The sequence below is a fragment of the Arthrobacter sp. Soil761 genome (genome assembly GCF_001428325.1).
In the GTDB taxonomy this organism is placed as follows: Bacteria; Actinomycetota; Actinomycetes; order Actinomycetales; family Micrococcaceae; genus Arthrobacter.
On sequence record NZ_LMSF01000019.1, the window covers coordinates 1 to 21,121 of the forward strand.

18 protein-coding genes are annotated in these 21,121 nt (G+C 61.5%); 6 read left to right on the forward strand and 12 right to left on the reverse strand.

Going from position 1 to position 21,121, the window contains the following annotated elements:
• Nucleotides 1–197: 197 nt before the first annotated feature.
• The 3 genes from ASG79_RS11875 to ASG79_RS11885 are packed head-to-tail and all read right to left on the reverse strand — an operon-like array spanning nucleotide 198 to nucleotide 3,482.
• Entirely contained in the window at nucleotides 198–1,718 is a 1,521-nt protein-coding gene (locus tag ASG79_RS11875; protein ID WP_056391249.1) for an APC family permease, read from the reverse strand.
• A gap of 48 nt (nucleotides 1,719–1,766) precedes the next feature.
• A complete protein-coding gene (locus ASG79_RS11880; RefSeq protein WP_056391252.1) occupies nucleotides 1,767–3,071 on the reverse strand; it encodes a flavin monoamine oxidase family protein in 1,305 nt (434 codons plus the stop codon).
• A gap of 57 nt (nucleotides 3,072–3,128) precedes the next feature.
• A complete protein-coding gene (locus tag ASG79_RS11885; protein ID WP_056391255.1) occupies nucleotides 3,129–3,482 on the reverse strand; it encodes a cupin domain-containing protein in 354 nt (117 codons plus the stop codon).
• 121 nt (nucleotides 3,483–3,603) lie between these two features.
• Between ASG79_RS11885 and ASG79_RS11890 the strand changes: the two genes are divergently transcribed.
• The 5 genes from ASG79_RS11890 (at nucleotide 3,604) to ASG79_RS11910 (ending at nucleotide 9,133) form a co-directional block, all read left to right on the forward strand.
• Nucleotides 3,604–4,191: a TetR/AcrR family transcriptional regulator gene (locus ASG79_RS11890; RefSeq protein WP_082581737.1), complete on the forward strand. Its 588-nt coding sequence runs from the start codon at nucleotides 3,604–3,606 to the stop codon at nucleotides 4,189–4,191.
• 436 nt (nucleotides 4,192–4,627) lie between these two features.
• Nucleotides 4,628–6,514, forward strand: coding sequence for a beta-glucoside-specific PTS transporter subunit IIABC (locus ASG79_RS11895; protein WP_056391259.1), 1,887 nt, complete (start codon nucleotides 4,628–4,630; stop codon nucleotides 6,512–6,514).
• Entirely contained in the window at nucleotides 6,501–7,952 is a 1,452-nt protein-coding gene (locus ASG79_RS11900; RefSeq protein WP_056391262.1) for a glycoside hydrolase family 1 protein, read from the forward strand. The genes ASG79_RS11895 and ASG79_RS11900 overlap by 14 nt, the downstream gene beginning before the upstream one ends.
• Nucleotides 7,953–7,994: 42 nt before the next feature.
• Nucleotides 7,995–8,825 (forward strand): PRD domain-containing protein, encoded by an 831-nt coding sequence (locus tag ASG79_RS11905; protein WP_056391268.1) that lies wholly within the window; start codon nucleotides 7,995–7,997, stop codon nucleotides 8,823–8,825.
• A gap of 41 nt (nucleotides 8,826–8,866) precedes the next feature.
• Nucleotides 8,867–9,133, forward strand: coding sequence for an HPr family phosphocarrier protein (locus ASG79_RS11910; RefSeq protein ID WP_056391300.1), 267 nt, complete (start codon nucleotides 8,867–8,869; stop codon nucleotides 9,131–9,133).
• Between the two features lie 142 nt (nucleotides 9,134–9,275).
• Here the strand turns inward: ASG79_RS11910 and ASG79_RS11915 are convergent, their stop codons facing one another.
• From ASG79_RS11915 to ASG79_RS11950, 8 genes are all read right to left on the reverse strand, one after another.
• The gene (locus ASG79_RS11915; RefSeq protein WP_056391271.1) at nucleotides 9,276–10,184 is read right to left on the reverse strand and encodes a ketopantoate reductase family protein; all 909 of its coding nucleotides are present in this window, start codon (nucleotides 10,182–10,184) and stop codon (nucleotides 9,276–9,278) included.
• Nucleotides 10,185–10,203: 19 nt separating this feature from the next.
• The gene (locus ASG79_RS11920; protein ID WP_082581738.1) at nucleotides 10,204–11,697 is read right to left on the reverse strand and encodes an aldehyde dehydrogenase family protein; all 1,494 of its coding nucleotides are present in this window, start codon (nucleotides 11,695–11,697) and stop codon (nucleotides 10,204–10,206) included.
• Between the two features lie 34 nt (nucleotides 11,698–11,731).
• Nucleotides 11,732–13,093 carry an MFS transporter gene (locus tag ASG79_RS11925; protein ID WP_056391274.1) on the reverse strand — a complete coding sequence of 454 codons (1,362 nt, stop codon included), beginning with the start codon at nucleotides 13,091–13,093 and terminating at the stop codon, nucleotides 11,732–11,734.
• A gap of 159 nt (nucleotides 13,094–13,252) precedes the next feature.
• The gene (gene mdlC / locus ASG79_RS11930) at nucleotides 13,253–14,860 is read right to left on the reverse strand and encodes a benzoylformate decarboxylase (protein WP_082581739.1); all 1,608 of its coding nucleotides are present in this window, start codon (nucleotides 14,858–14,860) and stop codon (nucleotides 13,253–13,255) included.
• Between the two features lie 227 nt (nucleotides 14,861–15,087).
• A complete protein-coding gene (locus ASG79_RS11935; protein WP_056391277.1) occupies nucleotides 15,088–15,957 on the reverse strand; it encodes a LysR family transcriptional regulator in 870 nt (289 codons plus the stop codon).
• A 384-nt stretch (nucleotides 15,958–16,341) separates the two neighbouring features.
• The gene (locus ASG79_RS11940) at nucleotides 16,342–16,680 is read right to left on the reverse strand and encodes a nuclear transport factor 2 family protein (RefSeq protein ID WP_056391280.1); all 339 of its coding nucleotides are present in this window, start codon (nucleotides 16,678–16,680) and stop codon (nucleotides 16,342–16,344) included.
• Nucleotides 16,677–18,056: an MFS transporter gene (locus ASG79_RS11945; protein WP_056391283.1), complete on the reverse strand. Its 1,380-nt coding sequence runs from the start codon at nucleotides 18,054–18,056 to the stop codon at nucleotides 16,677–16,679. Before ASG79_RS11945 ends, ASG79_RS11940 begins: the two co-directional genes overlap by 4 nt.
• A 20-nt stretch (nucleotides 18,057–18,076) precedes the next feature.
• Nucleotides 18,077–19,612, reverse strand: a complete 1,536-nt coding sequence (locus tag ASG79_RS11950) for a carboxylesterase/lipase family protein (protein ID WP_056391287.1) — start codon at nucleotides 19,610–19,612, stop codon at nucleotides 18,077–18,079.
• Nucleotides 19,613–19,767: 155 nt separating this feature from the next.
• Here ASG79_RS11950 and ASG79_RS11955 point away from each other — a divergent pair, with 155 nt between their 5' ends.
• A complete protein-coding gene (locus ASG79_RS11955) occupies nucleotides 19,768–20,766 on the forward strand; it encodes an Lrp/AsnC family transcriptional regulator (RefSeq protein ID WP_056391290.1) in 999 nt (332 codons plus the stop codon).
• 44 nt (nucleotides 20,767–20,810) lie between these two features.
• On the opposite strand, the gene ASG79_RS11960 is transcribed toward ASG79_RS11955, so the two are convergent.
• Nucleotides 20,811–21,121, reverse strand: a 311-nt coding sequence (locus tag ASG79_RS11960; protein WP_156400200.1) for an MBL fold metallo-hydrolase, incomplete at its 5' end; no start/stop codon positions are given.

Sequence of the window (21,121 nt, forward strand, 5' to 3'; positions counted from 1 at the left end):
GTGCCTCGTGGCCGAGCTCGGCCCAGCCGGGCTGGGCGGCGACTGCCACGTCGATGGCGTGCTGCAGGTCCGCGACCGTATGCACCGGGGCGTCTCCGACGGGTTCACCGGTGGCGGGATTGAAGATGGTCCGGGCAGCAACGGAGCCCTCGGTCAGGACGGGTGTGGTGTTCATTAGATCCCTCTTATCTGGGTATTCAGTTGCTTGGAGCTGGCGGGACGAATCGTGCTCTAGTCGCAGCGGGTTCGGCTGTGACGGCGGTGTCGGTGAATTCGATGGTGTGTTCGCTTCGGTTGCGGCGCTCCAGGGCCATGCCGGCAATGAAGGCGACCGGGACCATCACGAGCAGCCAGTTGGCTGTGACGGCGTCACCGCCAATGAGGGTGGTGAAGTTGCTGACCACCGACCAGAGCACCGCGGTCATCAGGATTACGGCCAGGATCGGGGCGATAAGTGTCTGCCAGATCCCCTGCCCGCCGTGGCGGCGGAAGAAGACGACGACGGCCACCGATGCCAGGACATAGAGGACCAGCAACGCAACAACCGCGACGCCGGCGAACCAGGCGAAAAGGGTCAGGACCGGGTCCAGCCCCAGGATCGCGAACGGGATTGTCATCACCAGGGCCATCGCGGTCTGAACGTACGCGGCGGCGTAGGGTGCGCCGTGGGAGTTGGTCCGGGCCAGGCGGGCTGGGACGGAGCCGCGTTGGGCCAGGGAGTGGAGGTAGCGGTTGATGGCGTTGTGGAAGGCGATGATGCCCGCCAGGACCGAGGTGATGAGGAAGGCGCCCCCGACCGGGCCGGCCCAGGCACCGAGTTTGTCGACGGCTGCTGCGAAGAAGAACGAGGTGGCGTCGCCGGATTCGACCGCTGCGCCGGCGGCTCCCTGTACGGCTGTCGGGCCGTAGTAGGAGACGAGCATCCAGGTGATGAAGGCGAAGAAGATGGCAATGACACTGACCGAGAGGTAGGTGGCCCGGGCAACGGTGCGCCGTGGATCTTTCGCCTCGTCGGAGTAGATCGCGGTTGATTCGAAGCCGAACATGGACGCTACGGCGAACATGATGGCCACCCCCGGTGCCCCTGCTGCGATCGCGGCCGGTGAGAAGCTGGCGGAAAGGCTGATTCCTTCGGGTCCTCCTCCTGAGGCCAGCACGCTGATGCCGAAGGCGAGCAGGATGGCAACTTCGGCGCCCACGAGGAAGGCCAGGAATTTGGCTCCGAGTTCAACGTTCCTTGAACCCAGGAGCTGCACGGCGCCCATGGTGACCAGCACCAGCAGCCACCACGGTATGGTCACTCCCGTGTAGGTCGCGACGAGGGCGCTGAGACTGGCGCCGTAGAGCCCGTACATGCAGGCCTGGACGGTGCCGTAGGCCAGCAGCGCCAGCCAGGCGGCGCCGGCACCTGTATGCCGGCCCAAACCTGCCCCGACGTAAGCGTAGAAGGCGCCGTTGGCGCGGATCCTGCGGCTCATGGCGATGAATCCGACGGCGAAGATGATGATGACGACGCCGACCGTGAGGTAGGCCCCGGGAGCCCCGGCCCCGTTGCCGAGGAACACCGTGAGGCCGGATGCCCCCGCGATTCCGGTCAGTGGTGCTTGGGCGGAGAGGACGAAGAAAAGGATGCCGAGGACTCCGATGGAGCCCTTTTTCAGGTCGGTGCCCGGCGTCGTTGCCGCGGTTGAACCCGTGGATGTTTCTGTCTTTGACATGGTGGATGTCAACCTTCTTTGAGGATTCTTTGGGGTAGCCGTGCAGGCTTAGGCGCGACGCTGGTTGATAGTGTGTGCTGCTTCCATTCCGCTTTCAATGGCTCCGTCGATGAAGCCACCCCAGCCGTTGGCGTAATCGGAACCTGCGAACAGCAGGGGCCCGTGTGGCTGCTGGAAACTGGGGAGGGATTCGGTGAGGAATCCCGTGCGGTGCATAGGCCAGGTCTGTCCCGAGAGGGGATCGCTGGTCCAGTCGTGGCTGGCGACGTCCAGGACCTCAAGGTCCGGCACAAGGAGGTCGACGGCGGCCTGGACCTGCTGGAGGTCGGTCGCATCGAGGCGGGCGGTGTCGGGGCCGAAGGCCACCAGGATGGTGTTGCCATCCTGGTCGTATTCCGCCTGAGCGTAGTTCAGGGGCCAGTCCGCGGCCCCGAGGGCAACGAAGGGCTTGACCTCGCCCTTGACGGTGATCCAGGCCTTAATGCCTTTGGAGACCTGGCCCTCGGTGATGGCCTGCTGCTCCGGAGCCGGCAGTGCGGGCTGGAAACCGATGGTTCCCAGAGCGCCGAGGGGCACGGTGCAGATCGCGTGTCCTGCCTCGAAGGTGTCGCCGGTGCTGGTGATAACGGACGCCTTGTCGCCGGCGTACTCGACTGCGGCGACCGTCGTTCCGAGCCGTACGTCAGTGCCCTCGGCGATGCTGTTGATCAGTTTGCCGGTGCCGCCTTGGATCTTGAACGTCGCGCAGGCTTCGAAGTTGACCATCCAGTCGCCGTTGGTCAGCGCCACCCACCGCAGGGCCTGGGTGAAGGCTGCGTGGTCAACGGGGCCGTTGAAGTTCAGTGCCCAGAACGATTCCAGGATGTCGCGGGTGTAGGGCGAGAGTCCGAGTTCGGTGAATTTCTCGGGCAGCGAGACATTATCAATACTTTTGATGTCCGGGCTGATGAACGGGCTGAACGGCTGCGGGAAGTAGGTTCGGGACTCGTTCATGAGTTTCCGGTTCGGTTCGTCGATATCGCCCAGCAACTGCTCCGGGGTGCCCTCGTGGCGCTCACCGCCGGCCCACCAGTAGGCCGTCTCAGGGACCGGGCTTTGTACGGTACCCAGCCCGTAACGCTTCATCTCGGACCAGACATAGGGCTGGGTCCAGTGCACCCATGTCCCGCCCATCTCTAAGGGACGGCCCAGTTGCTCGTCCAGCCAGGTGCGCCCTCCGATCCTGTCCCGTGCTTCGAGGACAACGACGGAGTGCCCGGCCTGGCGGAGCTCGCGGGCGGCGGTGAGACCAGCGAAGCCGGCACCGATGATGATGACGTCCGCTTGCTCCGCGGTTGGGTTGGTGTTAGTCACGTTCGGCTCTTTTGCTTTCAAAACGATTCTGGGAATTGATCAGCTGGCGGCTGTTGATCAGGAGTAGACAAAGAACTCGGTGGTGTCTTCAATGACGGTCCATCGGGTCTGGGTGCCCTTATTGAAGGAAGCCGCGCAGCCGGGACGAAGGTCGAAGCTTTCTCCGCCTTCAACTTCAATGTGGAGGTGGCCCTCAAGAATGTGGAGAGTCTCGTCGGCCTCGATCAGAAGATCGAAAGGCTCCGGAGCCTCTTCAGTAGTGACGTGCCAGAAACCGGCAGAGAGCGCAGGCCGGTCCCCGTCGCCCGGGCTGCGGACCCACTGGACCTGGCCCAGGATGAACGGCTCGTACTTCTGCGGATCAAAGGCGTCGTGGACGGTGAAGCCGGTGGTGGTCTGGGAAGTGGACATCGTTGTCTCCTCGAGAGAAAGAATAATTACTAAGCGCCCGCTTAGTTGTGCGCTCCATCACATCTAAGCACCTGCTGAGTGTCGACGTCAATAGACGCTCGGAGAACGATAGAATCAAGCCATGAACGGGGATAGGCACAAGGGGTATGGCACAGGCCGGGAGGCGCTGCTGGTTGCGACAGTGCACGTCGTGGCGCGCAAGGGCCTGAGAGGCCTGACCTTCCGCGCCGTGGCGGAGCAAGCGGGGGTCAACAACACCCTGGTGGCCCACCACTTCGGCACTCGGGACGCGCTGATCAAGGCAGCCCTCGATTGGTCGGTGCAGCAATCCATCGGACTGTCGCAACTGGAAGAACTCCCCGCGACGGAAGAAGAGTTTTGCGAAAGCATCCTCGCGCTGATCGCCGAAAATCCCGACCTGCAAATCTTCCAGTACGAGATGATCCTGGAATCACGGCGAAGGCCCGAACTCGCCGAGGCCGTGCAACAGTTGTACGCACGCTACGTTGCCGCGTTCGCAGAGGGTTTACGTCGAATCGGATTCGGTCAGGAGGAGGGTGCGGCCCAGGCTGCCTTCGCGGCACTGGATGGACTGGTGCTGCAGCTCCTGGCCGGCGTCGACCGGCAAGGCGTAGAAAGGTCAATCCGCTACCTCTGGGTGGCATTAGGCGGCCACATCACTGCCGGCGCGGTCAGCGGGGCTAACTAGCAGGATTCACTGCCGGAGCTGTATATCCATGTGCGCTACTGGCCACCGCTCCACCGCCGAGGGCGTAAGCCATTCCTCTTGTAGAACCACCTCATGCGTCAGGTAGCGTCGTGAAAACGCCGCCATTTATCGCCGAAGGTTACGTATTGGGGCCTAAGCTGACGCTTTTGGCACCGATTTCTGCCGTCAGGCTGGGTGTGTACTTCACCTGATACTGCTCAGCCACATCGTGCTACAGTGTTCGCGCTCCATGGGGGCTATTGCGTGAGTTAGTGACAGGCGCTACTCTGGTGGTCGGACATGTGACTGGTAGTGCAGGCAGGATCCAATGTAACGCTTTTCAAAAAGCGGTACGTTGGGTCCTTTTTTTGTGCCTGAACGACGAGGAAACGCATCGGTGCGTACGCGCATGGACTTGGAATCCAAAGGAGGACCCATGACAACCCAGGAGAACGCGAAAGCGATTTTGGAGCATGTCGGCGGCGACGCGAACATCACGAACCTGCACCACTGCTCAACGCGCCTACGCTTTAGCCTCGCCGACGACAGCAAGGCCGATGTGGCTGCACTCAAGGCGATTCCGGGCGTCCTTGGCGTCGTCAAGGGGTCGTCCCAAACCCAAGTCGTTGTCGGCGACCGGGTTGTTGACACCTTTGCGGCGATAGAGGCGCTTCGAGGACCGGGCGGCCAGCCAACTTCTCCATCTCAAAGGGCCCCATACAGCTGGAAGTCCCTGGGCGGTACCGTCATGGACTTTGTGGTCAGCGTATTCACCCCCATCATTCCGGCCATTGCGGGGTCCGGTATCTTCAAATCGTTGCTCGTTCTGGCATCTGCCCTGGGGTGGCTGGACGCTAAGAGCGATAGCTACAAACTGCTGGCCGTCATTCCCGATGCGGTCTTCGGGTTCATTCCCCTGCTGGTGGCGTATACCAGCGCCAGGAAACTGAAAGTCAACATACCTCTTGCCATCGGTCTCGTGGGCGTGATGGTCTACCCCGCCTTCACTGCATTGGCCACCAAGGAGGGCGGCGCCGCACTCTTCGGCCTTCCCGTACCGGTTGTGGCTTACACCGCCCAGGTATTTCCCGCCATCCTCACGGTCCTGCTGCTCGCCGTCATAGAGCCGCTCTTCACTAAGCTGGCGTGGGCTCCCATCCGGATCTTCTTCGTACCGATGATGTGCATCGTCATCGTTGCACCAGCGATGATCTTCCTGCTCGGGCCGCTTGGATTCTGGCTCGGAACGCTCCTCACCGGTGCTATGACCGGGCTGCACGGCTCACTGGGTTGGGTCGCCGTCGCACTGCTGGCAGGCGTGCTGCCCCTGATCATCTCCGTTGGGATGCACAAAGCCTTTATTCCTCCGACCATCGCAACGATCGCCGCGACCGGACGGGAATCGCTTTACCAGCCCGCCTCCCTGGCCCACAACCTCAGCGAGGCCGGCGCCGCCCTTGGCGTTGCCGTCCGCACCAAGAGTCCCGCGCTGCGTGCCACCGCTCTGTCTGGCGGAATCTCGGCACTTTTCGGTATCACTGAACCGGCCCTTTACGGCGTCACTCTTCAGAACCGCAGGGCTTTCATCGCCGTTGTCGCAGGGGCGGTGTCAGCCGGAGCCTACATGGGCATAATGCACGTGGCCGGTTTCGTCGCGGTTGGGCCAGGGCTCGCGAGCATCACATCCTTTATCGACGCCGACAACCCCCAGAACCTTCTGCATGCGGTCATTGGACTGCTGGTGGCCGTCGGGGTGTCCTTCGTGACGGCAGCTATCCTGTGGCGTGACGATGTGTCCGCAACCGTCCGCCAGTTCGGCGACGTGAAAGTTGAGACGCCTGAGGGAGCCCGCATCCTCAGCCCGCTCACGGGGGAGGCCATCGCGCTCTCGGAGGTGTCCGATCCGGTCTTCGCAACGGGCGTGCTGGGAGAGGGACTGGCCATCCGGCCCACTAACGGTGAGGTTCGCTCTCCCATCTCAGGGGTGGTGACGGCCCTTCTGGATTCGAAGCACGCAATCGGCATTCGCGGTGATGACGGTGTCGAGGTACTTATCCACGTCGGTATCGACACAGTTCGTCTTGGCGGCAGCGCGTTCGTTACCCACGTGTCAGTCCGTGAGAGGGTCGAAGCCGGGCAACTACTGCTCGAAGCAGACCTCGCCGCAATCACGAATGCGGGTTATGACACCACTACTCCCGTGGTCATAGTCAACTCTGCCCGCTTCGATGTCAGCCCCGTCGAACCACACGCCATTGCGGCCGGAGACCTGCTTCTGGTCGTCAACGAAAAAATCAAGGAGAAGATCGATGCCACTGCCTGAAACTTTCCGATGGGGCGGCGCCCTGGCAGCAAACCAGGTAGAGGGCGCCTGGCGCGAGGGGGGCCGCGGTCCGGCTGTCTGCGACGTCGCAACCTACAAACCTCACGCGGATCCCAAGGACTACGCCGTTCACCATCAGGTGACGGTGGAAGGCATCAACGCGGCGCTGGCCGACCAGAACGACCAGATGTATCCCAAACGGCGCGGCATAGATTTCTATCACCGGTACCCCGGCGACCTGGCATTATTCGCGGAAATGGGCTTCACCACGCTGCGGGTTTCTATTTCCTGGACCCGGCTCTTCCCAACGGGCGAAGAGGTTGAACCGCTGGCCGAAGGCGTCGCTTACTACAAGGCATTGTTCACTGAAATGCGGCGCCTGAACATCGAGCCTCTGGTGACTCTCTCGCATTATGATCCCCCGCTGGCACTGGCTCTGAAAAACAACTGCTGGGTTGAGCGCCGGACGATCGAACTTTTCGAGCGCTTTGCCCGGACCTGCTTCACAGAGTTTGGACACCTGGTCAAGCTCTGGCTCACCTTCAATGAGATCGACGGCATAACACGGCACCCGTTCACGTCGGGCGGCATCATTGACCAGACCGTTGAAGGCAGCCTGGATCAGGCCTGTTACACGGCTCTGCACCATCAGTTCATCGCCGCTGCGTCGGTGACCAGACTGCTGCGGGAGATCTCACCTGATGCCCAGATGGGCTGCATGCTGACCATGCTTGTGACCTACCCCAATACCTGCCGGCCGGAAGACGTGGCGGCGACCCAAGCCAAGGAACGGCTCCTTTACCTCTGCTCCGATGTCCAGGCAGGCGGCGGCTACCCCCGTCTGGCACTTCGTGCCCTCGAATTGCGGGGTGTGAAGATTCCTTTTGAGGATGGTGATGTGGAGTTGTTGGCCGAAAATACCATCGACTTCATATCGTTCAGCTACTACAACTCCATGACCGAGTCGGCAGACCCCAACGCGGAGCGCACGCCCGGAAACACCGTGCTCGGCGTGAAGAACCCCTTCCTGGGATCCACCGAGTGGGGGTGGCAAATCGACCCGATCGGACTAAGGATCGCGCTGATCGACCTCTACGACCGCTACGCAAAACCCCTGTTCATCGTCGAGAACGGTTTGGGAATGCGTGATGAACTCACGGAGGACGGCAGGATCCACGACCCGTACCGGATCGAGTACTTCCGGGCACACTTCCAGCAAATGATCCAGGCCATAGAGGAAGGGGTGGACCTCATGGGATACGTAAGCTGGGCGCCCATCGACCTGATCAGTTCATCAAGCTCACAGATATCAAAGCGCTACGGTTTCATCTACGTTGACCAGGACGATCTCGGCCGCGGAAGTGGTAAGAGATACAGGAAGGACTCGTTCTTCTGGTATCAAAAGGTCATCGCATCCAACGGGGCCGACTTGAGCTAGCACTGCTTCGAAGTTCTTGGCATCGTCAACGGAGACAAACACATGCAGATCATCACAAAGGTGCTCAACTCCAGCGTCCTGCTCGTCGAAGACGAACAGGGAGTTGAGCATGTTCTGCTCGGCAAGGGAATTGGTTACGGCCAAAAGGCAGGCACCTGGGTGGACGGGACGGGTGTCGACCGGGTCTTTGTGTCCCTTGACGATGCCAACCATCGAAACTTCGTTGAATTGCTTGGACAGGTCCCTGGCGAGTTCGCCGAGTTCACCCGGGCTATTGTTGCCGACGCGAAGGCCGAAGGCCTCGAACTGGACGAACACATCTACCTGTCGCTCACAGACCACCTCCACTTCGCCGTGGAGCGCCAAAGACGCGGACTTTTCGTTGTCAACCGGCTCGCCTGGGAGGTCCGGAACGTTTATCCGACGCAATACGCCGTGGGATCCCGCGCGGTTGAGACGATGAATCAACAGGGCGGTTTCAACCTTCCTGACGACGAAGCGGCCAACATCGCGTTTCACATAGCCAACGCCGAACGGGGCAAAGCCGGACTTGATTCGATGCGGGTCGTCGAGCTCATCAGGGCGGTTTCGACCATCGTGTCGAACGTATCAGGGGTGAGCCTGGACCGTCAGGACCTCCATACGTCCCGCTTTATAACCCACCTTCAGTACATGGCTGAGCGGTTCTTCGCCTCCCGACTGCTTACCAGCGATGACGATTTCCTGTTCAACAGTCTCAGCGAGCGTTATCCGAAGGCAGTCTCCGCAGCCGAACGGGTGCGGACCTTTGTCGCTCAGAAGTACCACACAGACTTGCCCAACGAGGAAGTGGCTTTCCTCGCCTTGCACATCGCCAGGGCATCAAACGGATAAAAATGGCGCGGCACACCCTCGCCATCACGAAAGGCACCTCCATGACACAACGAACAGCAACGATAGCGTCCACCGCAGGCCTGCACGCGCGCCCGGCTGCGGTTTTCGCCAGGGCAGCAGCAGACTCCGCTCATGACGTATCCCTGAGTACCAACGGCCAGACCGTGGACGGCCACAGCCTCCTCTCCATCATCACCCTGGGCATAGCCCACGGGGACGAAGTCGTCATCGACGTAGCAGGCGAGGATGCAGGCAGGGTTGCGGACGAACTGGCTGCGCTCCTTTCCTCGGACCTGGACGCCCACTAGCTACACGGTCTGCTGACTCGGAATCCATCCCATCCGGTCGCACCACACAGGCAAAACAGAACGGTCTTCCTGTCCAGCGGGCAGGAAGACCGTTCTATTATTTGGTAACGCCCTCAGACGCCCGATTTCCGGGGAATCCGATTTACGATACAGCTGACAGGACTAGTTTCGATAGCGTCCAAAGCACGGGTGTGGGGACGCCCGCCTCCTGTCCGAGGCGCACTACAGCGCCGCCGATGTAGTCGATTTCGGTGCGTCGTCCGGCTTCCCGGTCCTGCAGCATGGACGTCTTATGGTCCTTATGACGGGTGAAAGCATTCTCAAGAGCTGACTCTACGCGGTCCCGCTGCAGTGTGACTCCCTTGGTCCGGGCGACCGCGGTGGTTTCATCCAAGACCCGATCAACAATGCGACGGGCTTCCGGACTTGAACCGATTTCCCCTACAGTTTGGCCGGTCACGGCACTGAGCGTGTTCAAAGCGGCATTGAAGGCGATTTTCTCCCAGATGGCCTGATGGATGGCCGGATCGGACGTGGCATTCAGGCGCGCCGTGTTGAGCCTGGCCGCCAGATCATCCGTTTCCCGTTCCAGGCCGCCGGTGAGCGGCCCGAGACGGACCTTCCCGCCGGAGCTTGTGCTGAGAAAGCCCGGCCGTTCCAGATCAGCCGGAAAGTCCGTGATCCCGATCCACGTTCTCTCCGCACCAAATTCCTTCGCCAGGATTTCTGCGTTGCCAAGCCCGTTCTGCAGGGTCAGCCCCATGCTCCGCTCATCGATGAGATGCCGGATGGATTCGATGGCCGCAGCGCTGTGGAACCCTTTGGTGAACACCACCACCAGCTCAAGGGGTTCGGCAAAGTCCTGCGCCGTGCCTGCCCTGGCTGGTGCATGTTCGGCCTGTCCGTCGGTGGTCAGGCTAATCCCGTGACGGTTCAAGGCTTCGATGGTCGTCGCTGAAGCATCGATGAACACAACATCGTTGCCGGCAAGCTGCAACCGGGCACCAAACAACTGGCCCATTGCCCCTGCGCCGAGAATTCCAATGGTCATTGGTATGGTCCTGTCGGTGTTAGAACGGGTACTGGCGGGGGCTGCTCTGGACACTGACCCAGTGGTCTGTGGTGAATTCCTGGATCGCCCACTCGCCGTTGAAGCGGCCGAGCCCGGAGCTCTTCTCTCCGCCGAAGGCAACGTGTGGTTCGTCGTTGACGGGGATGTCGTTGATGTGTGTCATGCCGGCTTTGATGCCCTTTGCGAAGGCAACTCCACGTTCGGGACTTCCGGTGAAGACCGCGCTCGAAAGCCCGAAGCTGCTGTCGTTGGCCAGTTGGAGCGCATGGTGTTCGTCCCGGGCCCGGAGGATGCCTACCAGCGGTCCGAAGATTTCCTCACGGGCTATCTCCATGTCGGGATTAACGTCCGCGAAGATGTGCGGGGGCAGGACGTTTCCGTTCACCTGCCCGTCGAGTACCGTGCGGGCACCCTGCTCTTGGGCGAGCCGGATCTTTTCCTGCAGCCCCTGAAGCTGTTTGCTGTTGATTACTGGCCCGATGATGGTGGCTGGATCAGCCGGGTTGCCCACGGGCAGGTTACGCACACGGGCAGCGAACTTCTCCACGAATTCATCATGGACTGCATCATCGACAATGATCCTGTTGATCGCCATGCAGATCTGTCCCTGGTGCAGGAACTTGCCCATCGCCGCGGCCCTGACCGCCTGGTCAATGTCTGCGTCTGCAAGCACCACGAAGGGGCTGTTGCCACCAAGTTCCAGCGCCACGTGCTTGAGATGTTCGCTGCTGGATGCCAGGCGTGCCACGTTCTGTCCCACCGGGGTGGAACCCGTGAACGAGATGAAGGACGGAACCGGATGTTCTACGAATGCATCACCGATTTCTGATCCTGCCCCGATGACGACGTTAAGGACCCCTGCCGGCAGGCCTGCTTCTTCGAAGACTTTCGCCAGTACGAGCCCGCCGGTGACCGGGGTGTCGCTGGCTGGCTTGATGACGACGGCGTTGCCCAAGGCCAAGGCGGGGGCGATGGACCGCTGCGTGAGGTGCAGTGGAAAGTTCCAGGGGCTGATGACGCCGACGACTCCCAGCGGCCGGCGGTAAACCCGGTTTTCTTTGCCGGCGGTGTTTGACTCAAGGATGCGCCCCTGGACCCGGTGCGGGAAGGAAGCTGATTCGATGGTGATGCCGATGGCCGCACCGAGCTCGATATTTGCCTTGAGGACAGTGCTGCCGGATTCGGCTATGAGCCAGGAGATGATTTCCTCGCGGCGGGTTTCCATTATCTGTGCCGCTTTCAGCATGACCTTTTGACGGGCGGCGGGGCTGGTGGCTGCCCACGCTTTGCCTGCTGCTTCCGCGCTGCTGAAGGCGTCGTCCAGGTCGCTGGTGTCTGCTTGCCGAAGCTCGAGCAGTTGTTCGCCGCTGAATGGGTTGGACACCTTCAACACCGACGGGGAGTTGCCAGCGCGCCACTGACCACCGATGAACTGGTTCCCGGTGATCCATGAAGTTTGATTGGGGGTTTCGCGCTCGATTTCTACAGTCATCTTTCACTCCTGATTGGATTGTTTGGTTTTGTCTCTAGTTGGTGCCTGCGTGGGTCGCGGCTGCTACCGGACCCGGCTGCGACGCATCTTTTTTGTGGGAGGTCCGCGTTGTGAAGACAAGGAGGACGGCAATGATGGCGACGATCCCAGGGGCGGCAAAGATGAAGAAGTTCTGCTCCGGTGGAAGATTCATCGCCAGCAGGCTTCCTCCAAGTACCGGCCCTGCGATTGCTCCCAAACGTCCCACGGCCGAGCACCAGCTGACACCCGTGGACCGGATGGCGGCCGGGTAGAAATCGGCGCCAAAGGCATGCACAACTGCCAGGGTGCCGACCGTGGTGGCTCCAGCCAAGAAGAGCAAGGCGTTGAGCAGGACGGGGGAGGGGTGCATGCCGAGGAGGAGAAGGGAGATGGCTGCGAGGGCGAAGAATGCCACCAGCACTTTCTTGTTGCCGAACCGGTCACCGAGCCAGCCCCCGGCGAGGGCGCCGGCGGTGGCCCCGATGTTGAGAACGACCAGGAACTGCAGGCTCGAGCCGAGGTCGAAGCCGCTGGCGATCATGATTTTCGGAAGCCAGGTGTTCAGGCCGTAAACCATGAGCATGCACATGCCGAAGGCGACCCAGATCATGGGCGTACCGAGTGCGCGTCCGGCCCGGAAAAGTGCCGCTGGAGATACGGATTCCCGCTCTTTGGCTGCAGGCAGTGACCAGTCAGCCGAGGACGCATCAACGGACGGGGCTGACCGGTTCAGCAGCTTGCGGGCCTCAGCGGCACGGCCGCGGTTCATGAGGAACGCCATGGATTCGGGCATGTGACGGTAGATCAGGGGAAGGATTAGCAGGGAGATGCCGCTGACAAAGAACACTGCCCTCCAGCCGAGCAGAGGGAGGATCCACATTGCAACAAGGGTGGCGATGATCGATCCGACCGAGTAGATGCTCAACATGATCGTGGTCAGGGTGTGCCGTTTAGCGGCAGGGGAAAGTTCATTCATAAGGGAAACGACGTTGGGGATGACGCCTCCCAGGAAGATGCCAGTGATGAAACGCAAGGCCCAGAAGACGTCCGGGTTAGGGGCAAAGCCTGTAGCGATCGCTGCGAGGGAGAACAGGAGGGTTCCGTGGACGATGATCGGGCGTCGTCCGACCCGGTCGGCAAGGGAACCCAGAACGAGGGCCCCACACATCATGCCCATCAGGGCGGCGCTTCCAAGCCATCCTGCCTGGTCCGGCCCGAGGTTCCACTCCTTCATCAGGGTCGGGAGTACGGAGCCGTAAACGATCAGGTCGTAGCCATCGAAGAACATGATGAACGAACAGCACAGAAGCAGGATCATGTGGAATTTGGTCAGCGGTGCTCCTGCCATGAGGGAGCCGGGGGTGGAGTGCGTCATTGCGATTCCTTACCTGGGGTTGGGAGGTATAGATGCCCGATGGCAGCCCGAATGGACTGCAGCAGGCGGTGAAAGGGTGGAGAGGGCCCCGCGGGGGTCCGTCGCAGCCGAGCCCAGGGAAGTGGGCACGGGCGCGGTAGGGTGTGGCGGTTTAGATACTCAGTCAGCAGTGATTCGCGTATCGATGAGGAACGGGCCCGTTCCTTCCAGGGCTTCCTTGTACGCCAGTACGAACTCTTCCCGGGTTTCACTTCTGATTGCTGGAACGCCGTAGCCTTCGGCGATGGCGACAAAGTCGATCCTGCCAAGTTGAAGGCCCGGCACATCGGGTACGCCCATGCGTTGTGCGAAGGCGGCCAAGGCCCCGTAGCTGGAGTTGTTGACGATGACGAAGACCGTGCGGGTCTGGCGTTGAGCGGCGGTGTACAGGGCGGTGATTCCGTAGTTGGCCGAACCATCGCCCACCGTGGCCACGACGGTCTTTGAGGGATCACCCAATGCCATGCCTACTGCTGCGGGGAGGCCGAAGCCGAGACCGCCTGAGGCGGGAAAGTGGTACATGCCCGGGCGGTCGATGGCGATGCGCTCAAGGTATTCGAGGTCGAGAGTTGTCGTCTCATTGACGTACGCAACGTCGGTGCGGGCGTTGGCGTTTAGTACTTCGAGGACCTCAGTGCCGGTCATACCATCCGGCGAGGTTTTGGCAGGTGGAAGGACGCGGGTACCGCGCGGTCCCCGCCGCCGGCCGCGGTCCTTGACGCTCTCGGAGAGAGTCCTGGCCGCCTCGGCTACGTCAGCGACGATCGCGCGGCCGTACGGCGCACGCGTTGCTTCACGGGGGTCCTGGGTGAGTTGGACCACCTGTGTTCCGGCAGTGAGGTAGTGTCCCGGCTCCCAACGGTGGTACCGGAAGACCGCCGCGCCCAGAACAAGAACCACATCGTGATCCGCCAGGCGCTCCCGCACGGAACAGATGCCCGGAACCAGGACACCGGCAAAGTTGGGGTGCGTAGTGGGGAAAGGACAGCGCGAGGGGGAAGGGGCGACGTAAACGGAAGCGTCGGTCTTCTCCGCGAGGGAGATAACGTCGTCGAAAACACCGGCGTCAAGGACCGCAGCTGCGTCTACTTGGGGACCAACGACGAGGGCGAGATTCTTTGCCCCATCCACGAGGGAGAGGAGTTCCTGGGTTAGTCCTGGTGTGAGGCCCCCTGCCGACGAGACGGAACGGGTGTTCAGCAGGACATCGTCTTCAAGGGCTGTCTCGGCCCAGTCGTCGAGCGGGACTGAGACGTACACCGGCCCGCAGGGCTGGGTGGACGTCTCAAAAATGGCCTGAGCCAACGTCCGCGGTACGTCAGCAGGGGAGAGGGGCTCGTGCGAGTACTTCACAAGCGGTGCCGGCAGCATGGCGGCATCCGCGCTGGCAAGCATCGTCTCCTGGCCCACAGTTCGCCGCACCTGCTGACCCGCGAGGATGACCATCGGCGTGTGCCCGTATCGAGCGTTCGTCAGGGCGCCCATGGCATTGCCGGACCCCGAAGCCGCGTGAAGATTGACCAAGGCTGGACGGCCGGTAGCCCGGGCATAGCCCTCCGCCATGCCGACAACCACCTGCTCGTGCAGGCCAAGGACAAAATCGAAGTCTTCGTTGAGGCCCGCCAGAAAGGGGAGCTCATTTGACCCGGGGTTCCCGAAGACGGTTGTCATGCCATGGGCACGGAAAACGTCCAGGCTGGATTCCAAAACAGTCTTCTTGCGGGTCACCGGCGTCCTCTTTCAATGTGTTGCGAAGCCCCAGCAGTAATTGGGACTCGGGATCTGCAGGAGGCCAACGCATAACATGCCGCCTCTTCGCCTAGTCCGAGTTTCGGTCCCGGGCCTCACTAGAAAGGCTAAGTGACATCAATCACCCAGGTCTAATAAAGATTCAGGCATGTATTCATAGGTGGTACCTATGGGTTTGCGACGCGGTCTCCGGACCTAAGTTCCTGTCAGGAGGCCTGCATTCTTTTGATCGCCCAGTCGACAAACCAGGATGTCGCCGATGAAGACCTGTCCAGCGCTGCATGCGCACGGACTGGGGCAGCGAACTCGTCGCTGGGCAAAGCCCTGACCTCAAGGCCCCATCGACTGATCCAGTCAGGCGTGACAACCTCCGGAACGAAAGCGACCAAGTCCGAGGCGGAAAGGATGCCAGGAATCGCTGAAAAGCCTGAAAGATACACAGAACCTGGTACCGGCGGCGGCAATAGTGACTGCATAAGGGCATGCCCTGTTGTCCCGCGCACAACGATTCGCGGAAATACAGTCAGTTCCTCGAACGTTGGCTTCTCACCGGTGAATCGGTTGGGGCGGGAAACACAGACGTATCGATCCCAACGGATCACCGAGGTGAACAGCGACTCTGCAAGCAAGTTTGACGAAACGGCAAGGTCCAGTTGGCCCGAGGCAAGGTCCTGACCTGCCGTTTCTGTATTGAGGTTGGCTACATCGAGGCTGCAGTGTGGGGCTGCTGCAGCAAGACCGGATACCAGTGCCGGAAGGAAGACCGCTTGCCCCAGGTCAGTCAGAGCGATTCGAAACGTGGTCTGTGCCGTAGTGGGGTCAAAGCTCGTGAGTCTGTTAACTGCCGCATCGGCAAGCTTCGGTAGCGTGCCAATCTCCTCGTATAGCTGCAGTGCCGAGCGGGTAGGAGCGATTCCGCGCCCTTCCCGCCGGAACAGTGGCGCGCCCGTGAACCGGCTAAGCCTGTTTAGCCCCTGAGTAACGGATGGTTGGGAAATCTTCAGCCGCTCGGCGGCTCCCGTCACTGAGCCTTCTTCGATAACCGCCGCAAACACCCGGATAAGGTTCAAATCCACAAAGAACGCCTCTCCTTAGCCATAAGGGGCTCCAGGCTCAGAGTAGCAACCTGCTGCCGAAGCGCGAACACCGGGTTCTGCAGTCATTTGATCCATGGAGCCCCCGTCAATTTCTCACGTACAACTGGACTACGCCATGACTGCACCATTCGACTCACTCAGGTGACGGAGAAGTGCCTCGTAAAGGCGCGGCTTACTTGGCTTTCAGTCAGGAGCCGATATTGAAGAATCCGTCAGCCTCAACAGGGCGTCACTGCCCAAAAGGAAGAGTGTCGCATTGTCCACACCCTGGGCTGTGGATCGGCTCATATTGTCCTTGTACTACAGCGGTCAGGAAAACAAGGGACGACGGCGGGAATCCCGCCGTCGTCCCTTGTTCGGTCTTTAGGCTCTATAGGCCCACTGTGCGAGCAGCCGCCCTTGGGCATCGTACTTTTGGACGGCCAGTCCTGGCCCTTGGTAGCTCATGCCGGCTAGAGGGTTGTGGTGGTCGTAGGTGAAGGCGATGAGTGGCCCACTTGAAGCGACATCGTGCAGGTGAAACCGGGTTTGTCCGGCCCCTTCGCGGGCCAAGGCGCTAACTTCCTCCAGACCTTGGTATGTCTTGTCGAGATCGACGATGTTGTATTGAACGTCGTCGTGGAAAGTGGCGATCAGGGGTTCCGCGTCTCCGTTGTTGTAGGCCGCCATCACGGTTCGGACTGTTTCGGAGAGGGTGCTCACGACGCCGCTCCTGCTTTCCCTGGGGGTGCCGTTTTCAGGCCGCTGTCATGCCCTTCTTCGATGTTTTCCTGATTCGTTGGGGTGCGGGGGATGGCAAGGGCAGCGAGTGCCCCGGCTACCGCGACGCCTGCGATGAACAAGAGGGGGACGATGACATTGCCGGTCCAGTCCTGACCGAGCCCCATGACGTAAGGGCCAAGGAAGGACCCTATGGAGCCCACGGTGTTGATCAACGCGATGCCTGCGGCGGCCGCCGTCATGCCCTTGAGTTGGAGGTTGGTGACCGCCCAAATAATGGGGCCGGTGGCGGTAAAGAGTGCACTTGCGAGGGATATTCCGATGAGGGTGGGGACCAGTTGATCGCCGGTGGCCACACTGGCGACCAGTCCCAGTGCGGCCAGTACCATGCCCGTGACCAGTACCCGCCGGTGGGCCTGGCTGCGGTCGCAGTAGATGCCAAGGGCGATGGTCGCCACGACAGCGACTGCGAACGGGACGGAGGACAGATAGCCGATCGTCATTACATCCGTTACGCCGGTGTTCTTGATGATGGTTGGTATCCAGAAGACGACGGCGTAGATGCCTATGTAGTTGGCTGCCAGGATGACGCCGAGGAGCCAGACCCGCCTGTTGGTGATGGCCTTCTTGAACTGCGTTGTTGCTTTCTCACGCGCGCCGGCCGGGCCGAGGCTTGCCGCAATGGCGGTCTTTTCCTCATTGGTGAGCCACGCGGCGTCCTTCGGTGTGCTGGCGACGGCAAAGAAGAAGATAATGCCAAGGAGGGCTGCCGGAATGCCCTGGATCACGAAGAGCCATTGCCAGCCTGCGATACCTGCGAGTCCCCCCAGGCTGGACATGACCCAGCCGGAGAGGGGGCCGACGAACATGCTGCCGATGGGTCCTGCGATAACCAGCAGTGCCAGGGCCTGGGCGAGGCGTTTGCGTGGGAACCACTGGGATAGGAAGTAGACCATGCCTGGGTAGAAGCCGGCCTCTGCGATACCGAGGAAGATCCGGGCAATGTAGAACTGTTCAGTGTTTTGGACGAAGCCGGTAGCGATGGTGACAACGCCCCAGGTGACCATGATGCGGGCGATCCACATTTTTGCGCCGACGCGTTCGAGGATCATGTTGCTGGGCACTTCAAAGAAGATATAGGCGAGGAAGAAGATCCCGGCGCCGAGCCCGTAGGCAGCTGCCGAGAGACCGATGTCGGCACTCATTTCGAGCTTTGCGAAGCCGATATTGACCCGGTCGATGATGGCCACGGCGTAACAGATGGAGGCCAGGGGCAGGATTCGCCAGGCGAGTTTCTTGTAGAGGGTGGTTGGCAGGTCCCCGGTGCCTTCTGAAGCTGTGTTGTGGGTGTACGTCATTGTACGGACTCTTTCGCTCGTCAGTGGGTTGTGTTGTGTGCTGGATGCAGGGCGGGGAATGTCCACCAGGTGTCGGGCTGCCACTCTGCCGATTCCCATGCCTGCCGTTGTTGCTGCCGGGGGTCCGGGACCACTGTTGGGGTGGTGTCCAGCAACATTGTCCACCGTTCTGTTCGCCGGTATTCCGGCCAGAAGGGCAGGTCGTGGCTTTCGGGTTTTCCGTGGTGGATGAAGGTTGTCCACGCCTGCCGGATTCCTGATGCCAGAGTCTGTAACGCCGGTTCTGCCGCTTCGAGTCCGATGTCCCAGACGAAGGGAACGTCGGCGCCATGGAACCCCCACTTCTCCTTGGGGGCGCCGGGGCTTGGAGCATCGAAGCGGTAACGCCAGCAGGACGCGTGTTCGGACTGGCTGTCGAGCAGCCGAATGGTGGGGATGCCGTACCGTTCGTCGGCCAGCACGGCGCAGTGTAGGCGGCGCTCGTCCGCCTCTGGGAAGGCGCTCCGGTAAATGTCCAGCACTTGTTCTGCTTCGTCCCCGAAGATCTCCTGTAGGACGCGTGGTGACTGTTGCGATGCACACGGGTCGGCGAGGTCGTAGCTTCCGGCCTCGTTGGCTGTCACGCCGGCCATGATGTTGATCCCCCTGGCGCGGCCCTTGGCGAAGGCGTGGACCGGGGCCTCGGGAAGAATGAGTCCGTCTACGGTTGGGCGCCAGACCCAGGTTGCCCTGACGCCGGCGGCAATCTCCTGCTGTGCGGCGAGGATTGTCTCAACGGGCATCGTTAGGAGCTCCGTGGCATCCGCAGGGCTAAGGCCGAGGGTGCGAAGCAGTGCAGCGGTGACCTGCTCTGCGGTGTCGGGGGTGTTGAGGTGCTCGCCGCCACTTTGAATGATTCCGCGGTGGAACAGGCCCTCGGCCATTGGCGAGGCCATCAGATTGACCACGCTCTTGGCCCCGGCGGAAACACCGGCGATGGTGATGCGTGAAGGGTCTCCCCCGAATGCGGCCACGTTGTCCCGGACCCATTTCAGTGCAGCGATCTGGTCCAGTAGGCCTGCGTTCGCCGACGAGGCGTACTGCTCGCCGAGGAGGTGGTCCAGCTTGAGGAAGCCGAGGGCTCCCAGCCTGTAGTTGACGGTGACCACGATGGTGCCTTCGAGGGCGAGGGCTGTCCCGTCGCCGATAAAGTTGGCTCCTGATCCCCAGGTGTATCCGCCGCCGTGGAACCAGACCAGAACCGGACAGGGCGAGTCTGCCGACTGCGTCGGTGCGGTGATGTTGAGGAAGAGGCAGTCCTCACCCATGGGCGAGTCATCGTCCGACGGCGTTGCCCCGCCAGGCGGCACGAGCTCGGCCGCGAGCACCTGCGGGGCACGCGTTGGAAACGTGGTCACGTCCAGAATGCCCTCCCACGGCCCTGCCGGCTGGGGAGCCTGCCACCGCAGGGCTCCGGTCGGGGGAGCGGCGTACCGTATCCCGCGCCAGCTGATGGTGCCATCGTTTGTGACCCCGCGAACTGCTCCCTGACGCGTCATTGCGACTGTGCCTGTCATTGCTTTTCCTTCACTAAGTATCGACTTCGTCAACAATCGTGTGCTGGGTCACGTGTTTCCGACAATGATTTCTGGATATGTGGAAGAATCAGCCAAAAGTCTGGCGGAAAGTCTAGAGTTGGAGGTGACAAAGAAGTCGTAAAAGGGAGCGGGAAATGGATGTGCTGGATGAGCTGGACCAGCGGATTGTCGGCGCCCTCCAGGTAGACGGGCGCGCCTCGTGGGCGAAAGTGGCCGCAGCATTGGGGGAGGCCGAACGGACGGTGGCGCGGAGGGGCTCCGAGCTCCTCCGGGACGGGCGGGTGCGGATACGCGCGTTGCCGAATCCGAGCCGCTTCAAGCATCTGGAACAGTTTGTGTTGAAGGTTGCCTGCAATCCGGGCTCAGCAGGAATAGCCGCTGCGGCCCTCGCGCGACGGCCGGAGACTTTGTACACCTACATCCTCACCGGTTCGGCGGATTGTGCGGCGGAGTTTTCCAGCCCTGCTTCCAAGTTTGCAGAGCTGCTCATCCGGGACATAGGGAGCATCCCGGGGGTGAGGTCGGCCGCCACGTATCCGGTCCTCAGCTATCCCAGGACCATGCATCAGTGGAATCCCGGCGTCCTGACGCCGGCGGAGATTGAGGCGATGGGCGGAACCCGGTACTCGGAGGCTCCCACCGCCCTGGAGCACGTGGAGCAATTGGGCAAAGAGGACCGGCAGATTCTCCGGGCACTGGAACGCGATGGCCGCGCCAGTTATGAGGAACTGGCGCGTATCACTGGGCTCTCAGTGCAGACCGCCCAGCGCAGGGTGGAGCGGATGCGGCGCGAGGGCACATTGTTCATCCGTGCGGTCTTCGAGCCTGCGCTGCTCGGTTTGCCGGTGGAGGTTCTGCTGTGGGTCAAGGTGCCGTTTCCAGAACTGGACCGTGTGGAAGCGGAAATGCTTCCTTCTTCGTCAGTACGGTATGCCGCGGTCCTCGCCGGTGACTTCCAGCTTGTTGTCGATGCCGTATTTCCAAGCCGCGCAGCACTTTCTACCTATCTAAAAGGGGCTGAGTGGGCCACGCGGGCGCAGGCCATCGAGCCTGCCGTGGTGGTAGACGCGTTGAAGCGCAGCGGAACGATGGCGTTGTCGTTCGGCGAAGACCTCGGCGGGTACAGCTCCTGACAGGTTTGCCGTCGTGGCCGCTGTGGCAACACGACTTCCAGGCACTACGCCAATGTGTTCAGCGTTTCCTGCTCGGCGGCGATGGTGGTGTTCCCGCCGTGGCCGGTGCGGACCACGGTGTCGGCCGGGAGGGTCAGGAGCCGTTCGCGGATGGAGGCCAGGATGGTGGGGTAGTCGCTGTAGGACCGGCCGGTGGCGCCTGGGCCGCCGTTGAACAGCGTGTCCCCGGTGAAGACCGTCCCCTCGCTTTCCAGGTGGAAGCAGGTGGACCCGGGCGAGTGGCCGGGCGTGTGGATTGCCTTCAGGGTTGCCCCGCCCACCTGGAACACGTCGCCATCGGAGTGGTAGTGGTCCG

Excerpts from the sequence above, each read along its gene's own strand:
- ASG79_RS11950 (WP_056391287.1), bottom strand. The coding sequence starts at position 19,612 with ATGACAGGCACAGTCGCAATGACGCGTCAGGGAGCAGTTCGCGGGGTC.
- ASG79_RS11885 (WP_056391255.1), bottom strand. The coding sequence starts at position 3,482 with ATGTCCACTTCCCAGACCACCACCGGCTTCACCGTCCACGACGCCTTT.
- ASG79_RS11875 (WP_056391249.1), bottom strand. The coding sequence starts at position 1,718 with ATGTCAAAGACAGAAACATCCACGGGTTCAACCGCGGCAACGACGCCG.
- ASG79_RS11925 (WP_056391274.1), bottom strand. The coding sequence starts at position 13,093 with ATGACGCACTCCACCCCCGGCTCCCTCATGGCAGGAGCACCGCTGACC.
- ASG79_RS11945 (WP_056391283.1), bottom strand. The coding sequence starts at position 18,056 with ATGACGTACACCCACAACACAGCTTCAGAAGGCACCGGGGACCTGCCA.
- ASG79_RS11915 (WP_056391271.1), bottom strand. The coding sequence starts at position 10,184 with ATGACCATTGGAATTCTCGGCGCAGGGGCAATGGGCCAGTTGTTTGGT.
- ASG79_RS11895 (WP_056391259.1), top strand. The coding sequence starts at position 4,628 with ATGACAACCCAGGAGAACGCGAAAGCGATTTTGGAGCATGTCGGCGGC.
- ASG79_RS11955 (WP_056391290.1), top strand. The coding sequence starts at position 19,768 with ATGGATGTGCTGGATGAGCTGGACCAGCGGATTGTCGGCGCCCTCCAG.
- ASG79_RS11920 (WP_082581738.1), bottom strand. The coding sequence starts at position 11,697 with ATGACTGTAGAAATCGAGCGCGAAACCCCCAATCAAACTTCATGGATC.
- ASG79_RS11900 (WP_056391262.1), top strand. The coding sequence starts at position 6,501 with ATGCCACTGCCTGAAACTTTCCGATGGGGCGGCGCCCTGGCAGCAAAC.
- ASG79_RS11910 (WP_056391300.1), top strand. The coding sequence starts at position 8,867 with ATGACACAACGAACAGCAACGATAGCGTCCACCGCAGGCCTGCACGCG.
- ASG79_RS11905 (WP_056391268.1), top strand. The coding sequence starts at position 7,995 with ATGCAGATCATCACAAAGGTGCTCAACTCCAGCGTCCTGCTCGTCGAA.
- ASG79_RS11890 (WP_082581737.1), top strand. The coding sequence starts at position 3,604 with ATGAACGGGGATAGGCACAAGGGGTATGGCACAGGCCGGGAGGCGCTG.